Raw genomic sequence first — 15,324 nt, 5'->3', positions numbered from 1 at the left:
CAGCCACCCCCACCAGGCCACCAGTCCCAACGAGGCCACCCACCTCCACCAGAGCACCAGCCCCCACCAGGCCACCCATCCCCACCTGGCCACCAGCCCGGAGGCCGCTCGGCACGGGCGGGTGGTTCCCGCTGAGCTGCCGGTCGACACGCCGGCCTTCACCGCCAGGTCCGTCGAGTTCGCCTGGCTGGACAAGGTGCTCGCCGACACCGCGCCCGGCGTACCGGCCGTGGCCGCGATCAGCGGGCCGGGCGGGATCGGCAAGTCGGCGTTGGCGATCCGGGCGGCGCACGCCTTCTCGGGCCGGTACGACGACGGTGTCCTGTACGTCGACCTGCGCGGCGCGTCGGCCGGGCTGCGGCCCATGGCGCCCATCGACGCGCTCGGCCAGCTCCTGCGTTCCCTCGGTCTGGACGGCAGCGCCGTACCGTCCCAGCTGGAGGACGCCGCCGTACGTTACCGATCGCTGGCGGCCACCCGCCGCCTGCTCGTGGTGCTGGACAACGCCCTGGATGCCCGCCAGGTACGTCCCCTTCTCCCCGCCGGAGCCGCCTGCGCGGTCATCATCACCAGCAGGCAGGCCCTCGTCTCCCTCGACGGTGCCGAGCATCTTCAGCTCACCGGGCTCGACCGCGACGACGCCACCGCCTTGCTGGCCCGTGTCGCCGGCCCGGCCCGGGTCCAGCGCGAGCCCGGAGCCGCCGAGCGGATCGTCCGGCTGTGCGGCGGCCTTCCGCTCGCGGTCCGCGTGGCCGCCGCCCGCCTGGCCGCCCGTCCCGACTGGACGCTCGCCTACCTCGCGGAACGGCTCACCGGCGCGTCCGGCCGCCTCGACACGCTGCGGCACGGCGATCTCGAAGTACGCGCCGCCATCGCCGTCAGCCATCACCACTTACGCGAGGAACCGAGCGGCTATGGCGCCGCCCGCCTGTTCACCCTGCTCGGCCTGCTGGAGATCCCCACCTGTACGCCGGAGGTCGCCGCCGCTCTCACCGACTGGCCGGAGCGGCACGCCGCGGCGGCACTCGACCATCTCCTCGACGCCCGCCTCCTCGAACCCGCCGGTCCCGACCGGTATCGGATGCACGACCTCGTCCGCCTCTACGCCCACGAGCTGGCGGCGCGGGAGCTTCACGAGGCGGAGCGGACCGGCGCCGTCCATCGGGCACTCCACCACTGTCTCGCCACCGCCAGGACGGCCGGCATCCTGATCGACCCGCGTGTCGGCGCACTCCTGGAGGGGTTGCCGATCGACCGGCCCGGCAGCCGGCTCCGGAGCCCGGAGGAAGCGAGCGCGTGGTTCGCGGCCGAGAAGGAGAACCTTCTGTCCGCCGCGCAGCAGGCCGCCCGCGATCCGGCGGACCCGCTCACCGCCATCAGTTTGAGCCTGGCCGTCTTCCGTCCTTTCTACAACGGCGGCTGGTGGCGTGAGCTGGAGGGCGTCCTGGACCGCGCCATCGCGATCGCCGCCGATCACGGCGATCCGGCCTGTCTGGCCCGGACCCGCAGCGTCCTCGGCATTCTCTACGTGCGTCAGGAGAGGCCCGAGGCGGCGATCCGGCAGTTCGAACTGGCCCTGGAGCACTGGGACGCGGTGCGGCAGCCCGCCCGGAAGACGCCGGTCCACGTGAACCTGGGAAACGCGTATCAGCGGATGGAACAGTTCGACAAGGCGCTCACCGCGTATGAGGAAGGGCAGGCCCTCGCCGTCGAGCACGGGCAGCAGGACCTGCTGCCGAACTTCCTGATGAATCGCGGGCAGGTCTACAGCAAGCTGGGGCGATGGGCCGAGGCGATCCCGCCGACCCAAGAGGCGCTGAGCCTGATGTCGGCGGACACCAGGCCGTACACCACGGGGCAGATCGTCAGCTGTCTGGGGGACGCGTACCTCGGGGCAGGTCTGCTGGCGGAGGCCGCGACGTCCTACCGGGAGGCCGTCCTGCTCCTGCGCAGGAGCGGCCACGTCGTCGGGGAGTCCACCGCGATCTGGCAGCTCGGGCAGACCCATCGCAAGCTGGGCGACGACGGCGAGGCGTGGGCGTGCTGGCGGGAGGCGGTGGGCAGGCTGGTGGACGCCGGTCTCATGCCAGGGCGGGAGGCCGAGGCGCTTCTCTCCCAGGATCCGACGGACCGGCCCGCCCCGCTTCACTGAGGCGGCCGCGCGTTCATCCCAAGATGGGGACGCGGCGCATCAGCAGGTGGCCGCGGCGGAATCGTTCGTCCTCCAGAGGCTCGCGCAACATGCGCGCCACCTCGACGAACTCTTCCTTGCGGGCCAGGTCGGCGAGATCGTCGATCGGCCACCGGTAGGCCGGCGTGACCTTGTGGTCGAACTCCCGCACCGGACCGCCCTCGGATTCGAAGAAGCCGAGCAGGAGGTAGCCCCCCGGGGCCAGCACGCGGCGGAACTCGGCGAGGTACGGCGGCAGTTCCGGTGGCGGGATGTGGATGATGGAGTACCAGGAGATCAGGCCGCCCAGTTCGCCGTCGGCCACGTCCATGGCGCCCATCGAACCGAGCTCGAAACGCAGGCCGGGGTAGTCCTTGCGGGCGATGTCGAGCAGCGCGGGAGACAGGTCGACGCCGAAGGCGTCCAGCCCGAGGTCGCGCAGGTGCGCCGTCATGTACCCGGGACCGCAGCCGGCCTCGACGACGGGCCTGGGGCCGGCGGCCCGGACGAGTTCGGCGAACGCGGCGACCATCGCGCGGTCCAGTGGCAGGCGGTCGAGCGAGTCGCGGGTGAGGTCGGCGTAGAGGTCGGCGACGGCGTCGTAGGCGTCCGCCGTCGCGGTCAGATAGAGGGAGGATTCAGCCACGGCGGACGACTGTAGCGGATCGGTCGGCGCGGGGAGATCGATCACCGACCGGTCGGCGAGTCGTCGGGGAAGGAGGGTGGCCTCACCCTCCGATCGCTGGTACGTGCTCGAGTACGGGTTCCGCCACGGGGGTGGGCGGGGGCGTGGCGAGAAGGTCCGCCACGTGGGCCGCGATCGCGGAGATGGTGGGTTGCTGCCACAGCAGGGTGGCGGGGAGGCGGCAGCCGAATCGCTTCTCCAGGCGGCGCCTGACCATGACGGTCATCACCGAGTCCAGGCCCTGTTCGACGAGGGGGCGCCGGATGGCCAGGTCCTCGGGGGCGAGTCTCATCACGGCCGCGATCTCCGCGCGGGTCTCGGTCTGGACGTGGTCGCGCAGCTTCTCCGGCGACAGGCCGGCGTACGACTCCGCGGGTTCCCGGAGGTCGTCGTCGGCCGCGGCGGGCGTGTCGATCACCGGGTAGCGGAGTCCGGACAGGTGTCCCACGACGCGGCCGTCGGCGTCGGCCAGGAGCGCCTGTACCGTGTCGTCGCCTGCCGGGTCGACGACCGTCTCGATGATCACCGTCTCGGGCGGGGTTCCGGTCAGCGCGACCTCGTCGATGTGCACGACCATGCGCAGCACCGGATCGCCGGGGAACACGCAGGGAGCCACCGACATCACCGCGTCCAGCGCCGGCGCCCAGGTCAGCGCCTCAGCGGTGCGGACCGTGGCGCGTAGCACCCCGGCTCCGCCCAGCAGTGTCCGGATCGTCCAGTCGAAGCCCGTCGTGGGGACGCCGACCGCGGCCAGCCGCCGGTGGACGAATCCGGTGTCGAGCGGGACGAGGCCGTCGGCGTCCGCCAGCACCCGGTCCGGAGCCGCCGCACCGCCGGGAGCCGCCATGGCGGCGGTGACGTGGACCAGCCAGGCGGGTTCCGGCTCACCGGGCGCGGCAGGCGTACGCGCACCGAGCCGGATGGCCGGGGGCTCGTGGACGACCTGGATCTGCCGGCGTTCCGCGGTCATCAGCGGATGCGTCATCTCCACGCCGGTGAGCACGGGAAGGCCCCCGTCCTCGTCCGCGCCCGCGCACAGGAACGTGTTGACCAGCACGGCTGCGGGCACGATCTCGACCCCGCGAAGCGCGTGGCTGCCCGGGTAGGGGCGGTTCGCGTCCTCCAGGCTGGTCCGCCACACGCGTGCAGAGCTGCCCGCGAGGCGGGTCCCGCCGCCGAGCAGCGTGTGGGAGTCCACGCCGTGCCCGCGGTTCTCGTCGTCGCCGGGGGTGTCACGCCAGTGCCGGCGCCGCTGCCACGCGTACGAGGGCAGGGCCGCGAGGTCGCCGGACGGCTGCAGACGGCTCCAGTCGACGTCGACGCCGTGGCAGTGTGCCAGGCCGAGCGCGGTGAGCAGGGCTGTTCGCTCCGGCTGGTTCCGGCGCAGTGTCGTGCCGACGAACACGTCCTCGAACCCGGCCTCCGCGAGCGTCTCGGAGACGGAGTGCGCGACCACGGGGTGCGGGGAGATCTCCAGGAACGCGCGGTAGCCGTCCTGCGCGGCGGCCTCGGTCGCGGCGGCCAGCCGTACCGGTTCCCGGAGGTTCGCCGCCCAGTACGCGCGGTCCAGCACCGGGGTGGACCGGGGGTCGGCCAGCACGGTCGTGTACATGGGGATGCGGGGCGCGCCGAACGAGAGATCGGCGACGGCCCCGGCCAGTTCGACGGCCAGCGGGTCCATGTGCGGGCTGTGGAAGGCGACGTCGGACGCCACCCGGCGGACCACGATGCCCTCGGCCGGCCACGCGTCCACCACCGCCTCGACGGCGGCGACGTCGCCGGACAGCACGGTGGAGGCGGGCGACGACGAGATCGCGGCGACCAGGTCGGTACGGCCGGCCAGCCGCTCGGCCGCCTCCTCGAACGGCAGGCCGACCATCACCATGGCCCCCTTGCCCTCGGCCTGGCGCAGCAGCCGGGACCGGCGGCAGATCAGGCGCGCGCCGTCGGAGACGGTCATCGCGCCGGCCGTCACCGCGGCCGCGATCTCGCCGACGGAGTGCCCGATGACGGCCCTGGGGGTGACCCCGTACGCGTTCCAGAGCCGGGCGAGGCCCAGCTGCATGACGAAGATCATGGTCTGTACGCGGTCGATCCCGTCCAGGTCGCCCTCGGCCAGGACCTGCCGGGGAGAGAAGCCGATCTCCTCGGCGAAGATCGGCTCGATCTCGTCGACCAGGGAGGCGAACTCCGGCGCCGTGGCGAGCAGGTCCCGTCCCATCCCGCGCCACTGGCATCCCTGTCCGGAGAACACCCAGATCGGCCCGGGGCCGGGGTCGGGCAGCACGTCGCCGGTGAGGACGTCCTCGGACGGCAGGTCGCCGGCGAGCCTGCGCAGGTTGGCGGTCAGCTCGTTCCTGTCGGCTCCGAGCACGACGGCTCGACGGGGCAGGTGGGAGCGCCGGAGCGCCAGCGTGTGCCCGGCCGAGGTCAGGTCGAATTCCCCGATCCGGTCGGCCAGCGTGCCCGCGTACTGACGGAGGGCCGGCTCCGACACGGCGGACAGCGGGAAGAGGCGCTGTCCCGTCCCCTCGCCCCGAGGTGCCTGCGGAGCCGGAGGCGCCTGTTCGAGCACGATGTGGGCGACGGTGCCGCCGTACCCGAAGCTGGAGACGCCGGCCCGGCTGGGGTGGTCGCGCTCGGGCCAGGCCGCGCGTTCGGTCACCACGCTGAGGCCGGAGGTTTCCCACGAGATCGCGGGGTTCGGGGTGGTGAGCACGCTCGGGGGGATCTCACCGCGGTGGAGGGCGAGCACCGCCTTGATGATGCCGGCGATTCCGGCGGCGCCTTCCAGGTGGCCGATGTTGGACTTGACGGAGCCGATGAGGCACGGGTCGCCGGCCCGCCGTCCCGCGCCGTACACCGAGGCCAGCGCCGCCGCCTCCAGCGGGTCGCCGAGCCGGGTGCCGGTCCCGTGCGCCTCGATGTAGTCGACCGTGGCCGGGGAGATGCCCGCCTGCCGGCAGGCCCTGGTCATCACGTGTTCCTGGGCCTCGCCGCACGGCGCCATGATGCCGTTGGTGTGCCCGTCCTGGTTCACGGCGCTGCCGATGACGAGGGCGAGGACGCGGTCACCGTCGCGGCGCGCGTCGGACAGCCGTTTGAGCACGACGACGCCGCAGCCCTCGCCGCGCCCGTAGCCGTCGGCCGTGGCGTCGAACGACTTGGACCGCCCGTCGGGGGCCAGGGCTCCGGCGGTGCCGAGCGTGAGGGTCTGGCCGGGGGTGACCAGCAGGTTGACGCCGCCGGCGAGGGCGACGTCGCTCTCGCCGAGCCGCAGGCTCTGCGCGGCCAGGTGGAGCGCGACCAGCGACGCCGAGCAGGCGGTGTCGACGGCCATGCTGGGCCCGCGCAGGTCCAGGGAGTAGGAGATGCGGTTGGCGACGGCGCAGGTCGCGGCGCCGATCCCGGTCCACGCCTCGATCTGGGGCAGGTCCTCCAGCAGGCGGCCGCCGTAGTCGGCCGTGCAGACCCCGACGAACACCCCGGCGTCGGTGCCGGCCAGCCGGTGCGGCGGCAGGCCGGCGTGTTCCAGGGCCTCCCACGCGGTCTCCATCAGGATCCGCTGCTGCGGATCCATCAGCTCGGCCTCCCGGGGCGACAGGCCGAAGAACTCCGCGTCGAAGCCCTCGATGTCGCTCAGGAAGCTGCCGTGGCGTACGGCGTCGCGCAGCGCGGCGGCGTGTTCTGGACCGCGGTTCTCGTAGGAGCGCCAGCGTTCGGCGGGCAGCGGCCGGGTCGTGTTCCGGCCGGCGCACAGCAGGTCCCAGAATTCGTCCGGTGAGCCGGCGTCGCCTGGAAAGCGGCATCCGATCCCGACCACCGCCACCGGTTCCGCCCGGACCCCGCTCGGACTATCGGCCATCGCGTTCGCTTCCCTTCGATGACGACGTTTCGGTGACGCGTCCCAGGACCATGGAGGCGTGTCGGCTCAGGACCATGGAGGCGTGTCGACGATCTTGATCACGGCGCTGGAGACGGTGACCCCGGGGCCGGTGCCGAGCATCAGCAGGTGGTCGCCGGGGCCCAGCTCCCCGGTCGCCAGCAGCCGGTCGAGGGCGAGGACCTGGTCGCTGGCCCCGCAGTGGCCGATGGTGCGGCCGTGGTCCCAGGTCGATCGGGACATGGGCAGGTCGAGCACGGCCATGCAGCGCTGTTCGACGATCTCTTCGGAGTAGTTCATGAAGGCCACCCGGGTGAGGTCGCGGGCCTCGATGCCGCTCTCGTCCAGCGCGCGCTCGACGACCTCCATCAACGCCCGCTGGATCTTGAACAGGGCCGCCGTGCTCTCCCCTTTCGGCATGACCTGCTGCCGGAACTGCTCGTTCCTGGCCCCGAAGCTCATCCGGCGGCCGACGGTGACGCCGGGCGGGAACAGCGGTTCGGTGCCCCGGTGCAGTTCCTCGGCCTCGGCCACGGTCACCGTGCAGACCGACATCAGGCGCGCGAAGCCCGTCGCCTTCGTCAGCACGAGCGCGCTGGCCGCGTCGCCGCCGATGTAGCCGGGGCCCATCCGCCACCGGTCCATCAGCGGAGTGCCGTAGTTGTCGGCGGCGACCAGCAGGGCGGCCTGCCGGCCGGGAGTGGCGTCCAGGTAGCTCGCCGCGAGCTCCAGGGCGATGAACATCCCGTTGCAGCCCTGCCGGATCTCGGTGGCCAGGACGTCCCCGCCGACCAGGTGGCGCTGCAGGTAGGAGTGGGGCGGCCAGCCGTCCGGCCCCTGGTGCCACGTCGAGGCGTACAGCAGGAGATCGACGTCGGCGGGCGCCCGACCGCTGCGCTTGAGCGCGCTCTGCGCCGCGTGCAGGGCCATCTCCGGAGCCGGCAGGTCACCGGCCACCGCGGCCCCGGCCAGATTGTGCAGCTCGACCTCTTCCGCCGGGTACCAGCCCTTGGCGACGGCCTTCTCGACGCTGACCGTCCGGGGGACGAAGGCGCCCACTCCGCTGATGTACGTGTCCGCCCAGTACATGATCTCGCCCCTAGACCGCTCGTGCCGATTCGAGTTCTTCGAGCATCGCGACGATGGTCGTGACGTCCTTGAAGTTCTCGGGGTCGAGTTTCGCGGCGGGCACCGGGACGCCGAGGTCCTTGCGGATGAAGTTCAGCAGGCGGGCCGTGCGCAGGGAGTCGAGCAGTCCCGACACGAGGAGCTGGGTCGTCTCGTCGACCTTCAGGTCGGCGTCGTCCGGGACCAGGTCCCGCTGGATGAAGGCGACCAGCTCGGCCGTCCGTGCGATCGTCATGCGCGTGCCTCTCTCGTCCTGGGAGAGGTCGCGAGGACCCTGAACGCGGCCGCGGCGACCGACGTCCCGGAACCGAACCCCACCATGAGCAGGTGATCACCGGGTTCGAGCCCGCCGGTGGCGACCAGGTGCTCGAAGGCGATGAACTGGTCGACCGCACCGCAGTGGCCGACGCGCCGGCCGTAATCCCACGTCGTCTGCTCGACGTCGATGCCGAGCCAGGACATCTGCCCGTCCAGGTCCTCGCGGCGGCCGTGCGGGAACGCCACCCGGCTGATGTCGGAGAACCCGATCCCGGCTTCCTCCAGGGTCTGTTCCACCTGTTGCATCATGGTTTTCTGGATCGTCAGGTGTATCCCGGTGCCCCGGTCCTTGAGCAGCCGCTGGCGGAACTCCTCGTGCCGGTCCCCGAAGCTCAGCCCGATGCCGACGGTGGCGTCCGGGGGGAACAGCGGGTAGCCGCCGTCGTTGACCGCGTCGGCCTCGGGGATCGTCGTCGCGTTCACCGCGAGGAGTTCGGCCATGCCGTACTCCTTGCCGAGGACGAGCGCGCAGGCCGCGTCGCCGATCACCGCGCCGGGCGTCATCCGCCAGCGGTCCACCAGCGGGGTGCCGTGGTTGTCGGCGGAGACCACCATCGCCGTCTCCCGGCCGGGGTCGGCCTGGAGGTAGCTCGCCGCCAGTTCGAGGGAGCTGATCATCCCGACGCAGCCGCTCCGGATCTCGTACGCCGGCACGCCGCCGCCGAGGAGGTGCATCTGCAGGTAGTGCTGGGGCTGCCAGCCGTTCGGGCCCTGATGCCAGACCGACGGGTAGAGCAGGAGATCGAGCTCTCGCGGGGAGGATTCGCCCCAGCGCTCGTAGGCGTCCAGGACCGCGCGCCGCGCCATCTCCGGCGCGGGCATGTCGCCGGCGACCGCCGCGCCGATCTGCTGGAACCGCTCGACCTCGTCGGCCGGATACAGGCCCTCCCGGACCGCCTGCTCGATGCTCACGATGTCCGGCACGAAGACGCCGAGGCTCCTGACGAACATGTTGGATGTACGCACACGTCCCCTAACTCGTCGACGATGGCCGCACCTGCCGGCACGGCGTGTAAGGGCACCGTCGGACCGACGGGGCACCAAGGAGAACGGCGTCAGCGGGACGCCGTGCGCTTTCCGGACAGGACCTTCCGGCAGCGGGTCAGGTGAACAAGGCGGGATGGGCGACGCGCATCCGGGCCTCGCCGTCGTCGGGGCCGGACAGTTTGGGGAACGCGGCCGGCGGACGAAAATTATCGTGAATAAGGAGTCGGCGGTCAGGCGCTGCTGAGATGGCGAGTTCTGCAATTTCCGCCGGTCGGCGGAGAGCCTGGACCAGGGGCCGTCACGAGTTCCTCACTCTCATCGGCGATCACAGGAGAAAGGATAGGGCCGCCCATTGGCTAAATCAATATTAGGTCCGAAATCTGGACGGCGTCATTCCGTGACCGATGTTCGGCGGAACGTGTTGAGTTTTGAAATGCACTTTTCCGCGCTGAGCTGCGGTTTCTTCGGTTGGACGGTTCCAGAGTGTGTTTCCGAAATTGCGTCCGCATCGTCCGGGCGAACCGGCCGGCCCTGAGTCACGGGACCGGCCGGTCGCCCGCTGCCGCGCGTGCGGGCCGTCTCAGCCGAGCACCCGGGCGCAGAGGATGCCGTTGAGCCTGAACTCGGGCGGCGCGGTGTTGGTGCCGCTGTAGGTCGCCTCGATGCCGAAGTTGGTGCTGGAGCTGGCGCCGATGACGGCGTTGTGGCCGGCGTCGCGCGCGCTCACCTGGGCGCCGGTCTGGGTCAGCGTGGTGTTCCAGGCGGCCGTGATCTGCTGGTTGCCGGGCCAGCCCCACGTCAGGACCCAGCGGTCGATGGGGGTCGTGCCGGTGTTCCTGATGGTCACGCTGCCGGTGAAGCCATTGCTCCAGGTGGTGGTGGCGTAGGTGACCTGGCAGGAGGTGCCCATCTTGAGCGCGCCGCGCAGGTACTGCTCGAAGGTGTCCCAGGTGGGGTTGGGCGTGCCGAACTGGGTGGTCCCGTAGCAGTTGGTGGTGGTGTAGGTGGTCTGGGTGCCGAAGCGGGCGGGGTCCATGACGTCGGCCTTGCCGTGGTCGGCGCCGGGGATCGAGATGAACTGGGCGTTGCCGCAGCTCGCCTTGATCTTGTTGTAGAGCAGGACGCTCTGCCCGTGCGGCACCAGGAAGTCGGCCTGGCCGTGCAGGAACAGCAGCGGCGGGTCGTTGCCGTCGACGTAGTTGACCGGGTTGGCCAGCGCCACCGTGCTCGGGCAGGTCTGGATGGCGCAGCCGACCAGCAGGGATTCGGGCGAGACGGGAGAGTTGTGGTCCAGTCCGCCGCCCGGCAGGTTCTGCGCGTTCATCTGGAGGAAGTCGGTCGGGCTGTAGAAGGCGAGCCCCGCCTGCAGCGCGCTGGAGACGCCGGGCGTGCCGACGGTGCCCTCCAGCGCTGCCACGCCGCCGGTGAAGGTGGCCATCTCCGTCAGCCAGCCGCCCGAGGAGTCGCCCATCATGGCGAAGCGGTTGGGGTCGAGCTGGTAGTCGGCGGCGTGGGCGCGCAGCCAGCGGATGGCCGCCTTGATGTCGTGCACCTGGGCCGGGAAGATCGCCTGCGAGCTGGACCGGACACTGACGCCGGCCACCGCGAACCCCTTGGCGTTGAAGACGGCGGCGATCGCCGCGGCGCCGTTCTTGCCGTCGTCGCTCGACCACGCCGAGCCGCTGTGCCAGATCAGCAGCGGCCGGGGGGTGATGCCGCCGGCCGGCAGGTAGAGGTCCAGCAGGTGTCCCCTGGAGCCGGCCGGCTGTGCGGGCGCGTAGGCGATGTCGCTGATCACCTGGTCGGCCCGAGCCGGAGGTGAGAGGACGAGCGACACTACGAGGGTGGCCAGCATGGCCATGACCATGCCGAGGATCGCGGCCGTGCGGTTTCGAGCATGCATGTGCGCCTCCGGTGTTCGGATGATCGCCGCTTCCCAGCTGGCCGTCCCGATCTCGTCAGCCGTAAGCGCCTGTGAGAACGCACGCCCCGTTCCAGTTCTGGCCTCGCATCGAGGTGGGCGAGGTGACGATATGACACGTACGTGAGAGTGGTCAAAGTATTCGGCGAACCGGTCCATTTCTGATGATCTGTGTCCTGTCCGCACCCGTTACGCGGCGTTTCGTCCTGTCTGTCCCACCGACTACGTCGCAGGCACCGGTGCGGACCTTCTTGCAGAAATTCATCGTGAAACGCGATGCCTGGCGTCCGGCGCATCAATGTATGACAATCATTCCTCGCACCCCGTCAGTGATAATCTGACCGCCGTGATTCCCCCAGTCACAGGAGGATTGATGCGCAAGATACGCGCAGTTCTCGTCCCGGCCGTTCTGGCCATCGGAATGGCGTTGTCGCTCGGCGCCACCCCGGCGCACGCCGAGACGCTGAACGGCATCTACAAGGAACAGTCCGAATGCCAGCGGGTCGGCACCTACGGCGACGAACAAGGCTGGTGGAACGGCTGGAGATGCGAGTGGAAGACCCAGTACCACTACTACTTCCTCTACGCGTGACCCCGTAAGGACGAAGGCGCCCCCGGCTCCGACGTGGCGAGCCAGGGGCGCGGGGGTCATCGGGCCAGGCCTGCGATCAGGTTGATCGCGAGAGCGACGATGACCGTCCCGAACAGGTACGACAGCAGCGCCTGGCGCAGCACCGCCGAGCGGAACGCGGACGTGCGCAGCTCGCTGTCCGACACCTGGAACGTCATCCCGACGGTGAACGCCAGATACGCGAAATCGGTGAACCGGGGTCCGCTTCCCGGATCGCTCTGGTGGAAGTTGACGCCCTCGCCGCCGCCGGCGTAAAACATCAGCGCGTAGCGCAGGGTGAAGATCGTGTGCACGACCGCCCACGACGCCACCACGCTCGCCACGCCGAGCCCGACGTGCGGGGCGACCGCGGAGCCGGTCTCGGCCTGCACGATCATGTAACCGACCGCCGCCAGGCTGGCCACCGCCGCCACGACCACGGCCACGTCCGCGCCCGCCCGCGTCGGGTCCTCCTGGTCGACGTGGGCGGCGGTCGCGGCGCCGTCGAGCCTGCCGATCCGCGTCCAGGTCACCGTCAGGAACACCGCCGCGGCCACGTCCCAGCCGATCAACGGCACGTACGGCAGCGCCACCACCGCCGCCGACAACGCTGCCACCACGAGCCCGGCGACGGCGGCGGTCAGCGCGATCCGCCGCACCGAGACGCCCAGCAGCTGTGAGACCCAGGTCGGCCGCGTCATCGGAAAATCGTTTGCCTCACGTGACGGGACTCGGGAACCGTGGTCATCCACGGCACCCCGCTACTCCGCGACGCCATGGTTCCCCTCCCCTGCTCAGCGAAGAGAGCGTCCTTGTCGCAACAACACCCGGCCACCGTCTCCGTGTTCGCCTCCCCCGAAAGCTGGATCGAGTCCGATGCCCTCGCGCAGTGCCACCAGGTGGCCGCCCTCGACGGCATGACGCACGTCGCCGCCATGCCGGACCTGCACCCAGGCAAGGGCGCCCCCATCGGCGCCGCCATGGCCTCGACCGTGTTGTACCCATTCCTGGTGGGCTCCGACATCGGTTGCGGCATCGCCGTGTTCCCCATCAAGCTCAAGCGGGCCGTGCCCGAGAAGCTCGCCGCCCGCTTCCCCGACCTCGATCGCGCGCTGGACCCCGAGCAGGACGCCGACGACCCCGCCTGGGACGTGTTCCAGGGCGAGGTCCCCGCCGGTTACGTCCAGGGCCTCGGGACGGTCGGCCGGGGCAACCACTTCGTCGAGCTGGCACGGATCGGGACCGTCTTCGAGCCTGACCACGCGAGCCGTCTCGGGCTCGCCGCGGACGACCTGGTTCTCATCGTGCACAGCGGCTCCCGCGGGCTCGGCGAACAGATCCTGCGCGCGCACACCGCCGTCCACGGCGCGGGCCCCGCCCCCGATCCCAGCGCCTACCTGGCGATGCACGACGACGCCGTACGCTGGGGATCGCTCAACCGGCGGCTGATGGCCGCCCGGGTCGCCCACGCCCTGGGCGCCGAGCCCGCCGAGCCGCTCATCGACCAGTGCCACAACCTGGTCGAGGTCCGCGACGGGGGCTATCTGCACCGCAAGGGGGCGGCGCCGGGTGACGGCCGTGACGTGCTCATCGCCGGCACCCGAGGCACCTTCTCCTACATCGTGGCCGCCCACGCCGGGCCGGACGCCGGCCATTCCGTCGCGCACGGCGCGGGCCGCAAGATGTCGCGCGCGGACGCCCTGCGCCGGGGCCGGGTCAAGCACCGGGTCGAGGAGCTGCGCCGCACGCCGCTGGGCTCGCTGGTGGTGTGCGGTGATCGCCAGTTGCTCTTCGAGGAGGCGCCGACCGCCTACAAGCGCATCGAGCAGGTGATCTCCGACCTGGTCGGCCATGGCCTGGCCACGCCGGTCGCCACGACGGTCCCGCTGGTCACCTACAAGACGGCCGACCTCGGGTCCGCGCCGCCTGCGGACCGCCGCCGCAGGCGGGGCCGGCCGTGAGCGTCCACCTGCTCCTGTCGGCCGGACGTGGCCCGCAGGAGTGCGCCTGGGCGCTGGCCGAGCTGCTGCTCCGGCTGGAGGCCGACGCCACCCGGCAGGGCCTGGAGACCCGCCGGGCCGAGACCGTTCCCGGTGACCGGCCCGGCACGTACCGGTCCGCCCTCGTCGAGATCGCGGGAGCCCGCGCCGACGCGTTCGCCGCCTCGTGGACCGGAACCCTGTGCTGGCAGGCCCCCAGCCCGTACCGCACCGGCGCCGGCCGGAAGAACTGGTACGTCACCGCCCAGCCGTGCCAGGTCGGCACCCGGCGCACGGCGTTCGCCGAAGCGGACGTCGACGTCGTCGCCTGCCGCACCGGCGGCCCCGGCGGCCAGCATCGGAACAAGGCCAGCACCGCCGTACGGGCGACCCACCGGCCCTCGGGGATCGTCGTCGTGGTCGACACCGAGCGGCAGTTCAGCCTCAACCGCCGCATCGCCATGCGGCTGCTGCGGCAGCGTCTCGAACACGGCGACGAGGTGGCGGGGCGCGCCGCCACCGCCGCCCGCCGGCGGATCCACGACGAGCTCGTACGGGGCGACCCCACCCGGATCGAACGCCCGGAAGCGCCCGAACAGGATCGCCGCGCCGACAGCACCAGGCCGGACAGGCGAGGGCGCGGACGCCGGTCCTGACCGGCGGGGCGCTGTCCGTATCATCTCGGCATGGCGCAGCCAACGTTCAGCCGCCGGGTGGTGCTCGTGGCTGCCGGCGGGCTGCTCGCCGGGTGCGGGCGGGAGCCCGAGGTCGACCAGGTGAGCCTGCGGCTGGCCACCGGGCCGGCGGGCGCGGTGTATCGGCGCATCGGTGGCGCGCTGGCCGGACGCATCTCCGAGCAGCTGCCCGGCGCCACCATGACCACGGTGCCGAGCGGGGCGTCCACCGACAACATCCGGATGCTGCGGGCGGGTGAGGTGCACCTCGGGCTGACGAGCCTGGACGCGCTGATCACGACCGACGGGAGCGCGCCCGAGGGGCTTTCGGCGATCTGCCGGCTCTATGACAGCCACCTGCATCTCGTGGTCATGGCCGGTTCGGCGATCGAGGAGTTCCGGGACCTGGCGGGCAAGCGGATATCGCTCGGCGCCCGCGACTCGGGGACGGAGTTCACCTCCCGGCGGGTTCTGGAGCTCGGCAGGGTCGACGCCGACGGGCGGCATCTCAGCCAGGCCGCGTCGGCGGCGGCGTTGCGCGACGGCGAGATCGACGCCATGTTCTCCCTGACCGGGGTTCCGACGCCGGCCATCACGGAGCTGGCGCAGCGACATGCGATCCGGCTGATCCCGCTGGACTCGCAGGCGGGCGCGCTGTTCACGGCGTTCCCCGGTCCCTACGGTCCGGCGATGGTCCCGGCGACCGCGTACGCCGGTGTCCCCGCGACCCGCACGGTCGCGGTGCCGAACGTGCTGCTCGTACGCAACGACCTGCCCGGGGAGCTGGTCTTCGCCATCACCGACACGATCTTCACGCACGCCGACGCGATCACGTCCGCCGGTCGGGACGAGGGCGGGGCCGAGGCCGTTCCCGAGGCGTGGCAGATCAACGTGCGTACCGGGATCTCCACCGCGTCGATCCCGCTCCATCCGGGCGCTGCCGCCTGGTTCCGCGACAGGAAGCGCTGA

At 71.6% G+C, this 15,324-nt stretch carries 12 protein-coding genes; 5 read left to right on the top strand and 7 right to left on the bottom strand.

Translation table 11 applies throughout. From position 1 onward, the window contains the following. Positions 1–2,152: tetratricopeptide repeat protein (locus ADY59_RS31510; RefSeq protein WP_049569732.1), on the top strand; the 2,152-nt coding region annotated here is incomplete at its 5' end. A gap of 13 nt (positions 2,153–2,165) precedes the next feature. Here the strand turns inward: ADY59_RS31510 and ADY59_RS31505 are convergent. The 6 genes from ADY59_RS31505 to ADY59_RS47720 form a co-directional block, all read right to left on the bottom strand. Next, positions 2,166–2,816: a class I SAM-dependent methyltransferase gene (locus ADY59_RS31505; RefSeq protein WP_049569756.1), complete on the bottom strand. Its 651-nt coding sequence runs from the start codon at positions 2,814–2,816 to the stop codon at positions 2,166–2,168. Positions 2,817–2,898: 82 nt separating this feature from the next. Next, positions 2,899–6,720 (bottom strand): type I polyketide synthase, encoded by a 3,822-nt coding sequence (locus ADY59_RS31500; protein ID WP_049569729.1) that lies wholly within the window; start codon positions 6,718–6,720, stop codon positions 2,899–2,901. Positions 6,721–6,786: 66 nt separating this feature from the next. Further along, positions 6,787–7,827, bottom strand: a complete 1,041-nt coding sequence (locus ADY59_RS31495) for a ketoacyl-ACP synthase III family protein (protein ID WP_049569726.1) — start codon at positions 7,825–7,827, stop codon at positions 6,787–6,789. Positions 7,828–7,837: 10 nt separating this feature from the next. Next, a complete protein-coding gene (locus ADY59_RS31490; protein WP_049569724.1) occupies positions 7,838–8,101 on the bottom strand; it encodes a hypothetical protein in 264 nt (87 codons plus the stop codon). Beyond that, positions 8,098–9,150 (bottom strand): ketoacyl-ACP synthase III family protein, encoded by a 1,053-nt coding sequence (locus ADY59_RS31485; RefSeq protein WP_063780844.1) that lies wholly within the window; start codon positions 9,148–9,150, stop codon positions 8,098–8,100. The genes ADY59_RS31490 and ADY59_RS31485 overlap by 4 nt, the downstream gene beginning before the upstream one ends. 601 nt (positions 9,151–9,751) lie before the next feature. Beyond that, on the bottom strand, positions 9,752–11,074 hold the full coding sequence (locus ADY59_RS47720; protein ID WP_197093948.1) for a cellulose binding domain-containing protein: 1,323 nt from the start codon (positions 11,072–11,074) through the stop codon (positions 9,752–9,754). A 391-nt stretch (positions 11,075–11,465) separates the two neighbouring features. On the opposite strand from ADY59_RS47720, the gene ADY59_RS31475 reads away from it, so the two are divergent. Further along, positions 11,466–11,684: a hypothetical protein gene (locus ADY59_RS31475; RefSeq protein ID WP_049569719.1), complete on the top strand. Its 219-nt coding sequence runs from the start codon at positions 11,466–11,468 to the stop codon at positions 11,682–11,684. Positions 11,685–11,740: 56 nt separating this feature from the next. Here the strand turns inward: ADY59_RS31475 and ADY59_RS31470 are convergent, their stop codons facing one another. Further along, a complete protein-coding gene (locus ADY59_RS31470) occupies positions 11,741–12,403 on the bottom strand; it encodes a DUF1345 domain-containing protein (RefSeq protein WP_053175311.1) in 663 nt (220 codons plus the stop codon). Between the two features lie 111 nt (positions 12,404–12,514). On the opposite strand from ADY59_RS31470, the gene ADY59_RS31465 reads away from it, so the two are divergent. From ADY59_RS31465 to ADY59_RS31455, 3 genes are read left to right on the top strand one after another with little or no spacing between them, the layout of a single operon-like run. Next, the gene (locus ADY59_RS31465) at positions 12,515–13,663 is read left to right on the top strand and encodes an RNA ligase RtcB family protein (protein ID WP_231618989.1); all 1,149 of its coding nucleotides are present in this window, start codon (positions 12,515–12,517) and stop codon (positions 13,661–13,663) included. Then, positions 13,660–14,337, top strand: a complete 678-nt coding sequence (prfH, locus tag ADY59_RS31460) for a peptide chain release factor H (RefSeq protein WP_049569717.1) — start codon at positions 13,660–13,662, stop codon at positions 14,335–14,337. Before ADY59_RS31465 ends, prfH begins: the two co-directional genes overlap by 4 nt. 30 nt (positions 14,338–14,367) lie before the next feature. After that, entirely contained in the window at positions 14,368–15,324 is a 957-nt protein-coding gene (locus ADY59_RS31455; RefSeq protein ID WP_063780843.1) for a TAXI family TRAP transporter solute-binding subunit, read from the top strand.

Source organism: Nonomuraea sp. SBT364 (assembly GCF_001083785.1).
In the GTDB taxonomy this organism is placed as follows: Bacteria; Actinomycetota; Actinomycetes; order Streptosporangiales; family Streptosporangiaceae; genus Nonomuraea.
This window is presented reverse-complemented; position numbering and strand designations above follow the sequence as displayed.

Excerpts from the sequence above, each read along its gene's own strand:
- ADY59_RS31500 (WP_049569729.1), bottom strand. The coding sequence starts at position 6,720 with ATGGCCGATAGTCCGAGCGGGGTCCGGGCGGAACCGGTGGCGGTGGTC.
- ADY59_RS31495 (WP_049569726.1), bottom strand. The coding sequence starts at position 7,827 with ATGTACTGGGCGGACACGTACATCAGCGGAGTGGGCGCCTTCGTCCCC.
- ADY59_RS31490 (WP_049569724.1), bottom strand. The coding sequence starts at position 8,101 with ATGACGATCGCACGGACGGCCGAGCTGGTCGCCTTCATCCAGCGGGAC.
- ADY59_RS47720 (WP_197093948.1), bottom strand. The coding sequence starts at position 11,074 with ATGCATGCTCGAAACCGCACGGCCGCGATCCTCGGCATGGTCATGGCC.
- ADY59_RS31475 (WP_049569719.1), top strand. The coding sequence starts at position 11,466 with ATGCGCAAGATACGCGCAGTTCTCGTCCCGGCCGTTCTGGCCATCGGA.
- ADY59_RS31470 (WP_053175311.1), bottom strand. The coding sequence starts at position 12,403 with ATGACGCGGCCGACCTGGGTCTCACAGCTGCTGGGCGTCTCGGTGCGG.
- ADY59_RS31455 (WP_063780843.1), top strand. The coding sequence starts at position 14,368 with ATGGCGCAGCCAACGTTCAGCCGCCGGGTGGTGCTCGTGGCTGCCGGC.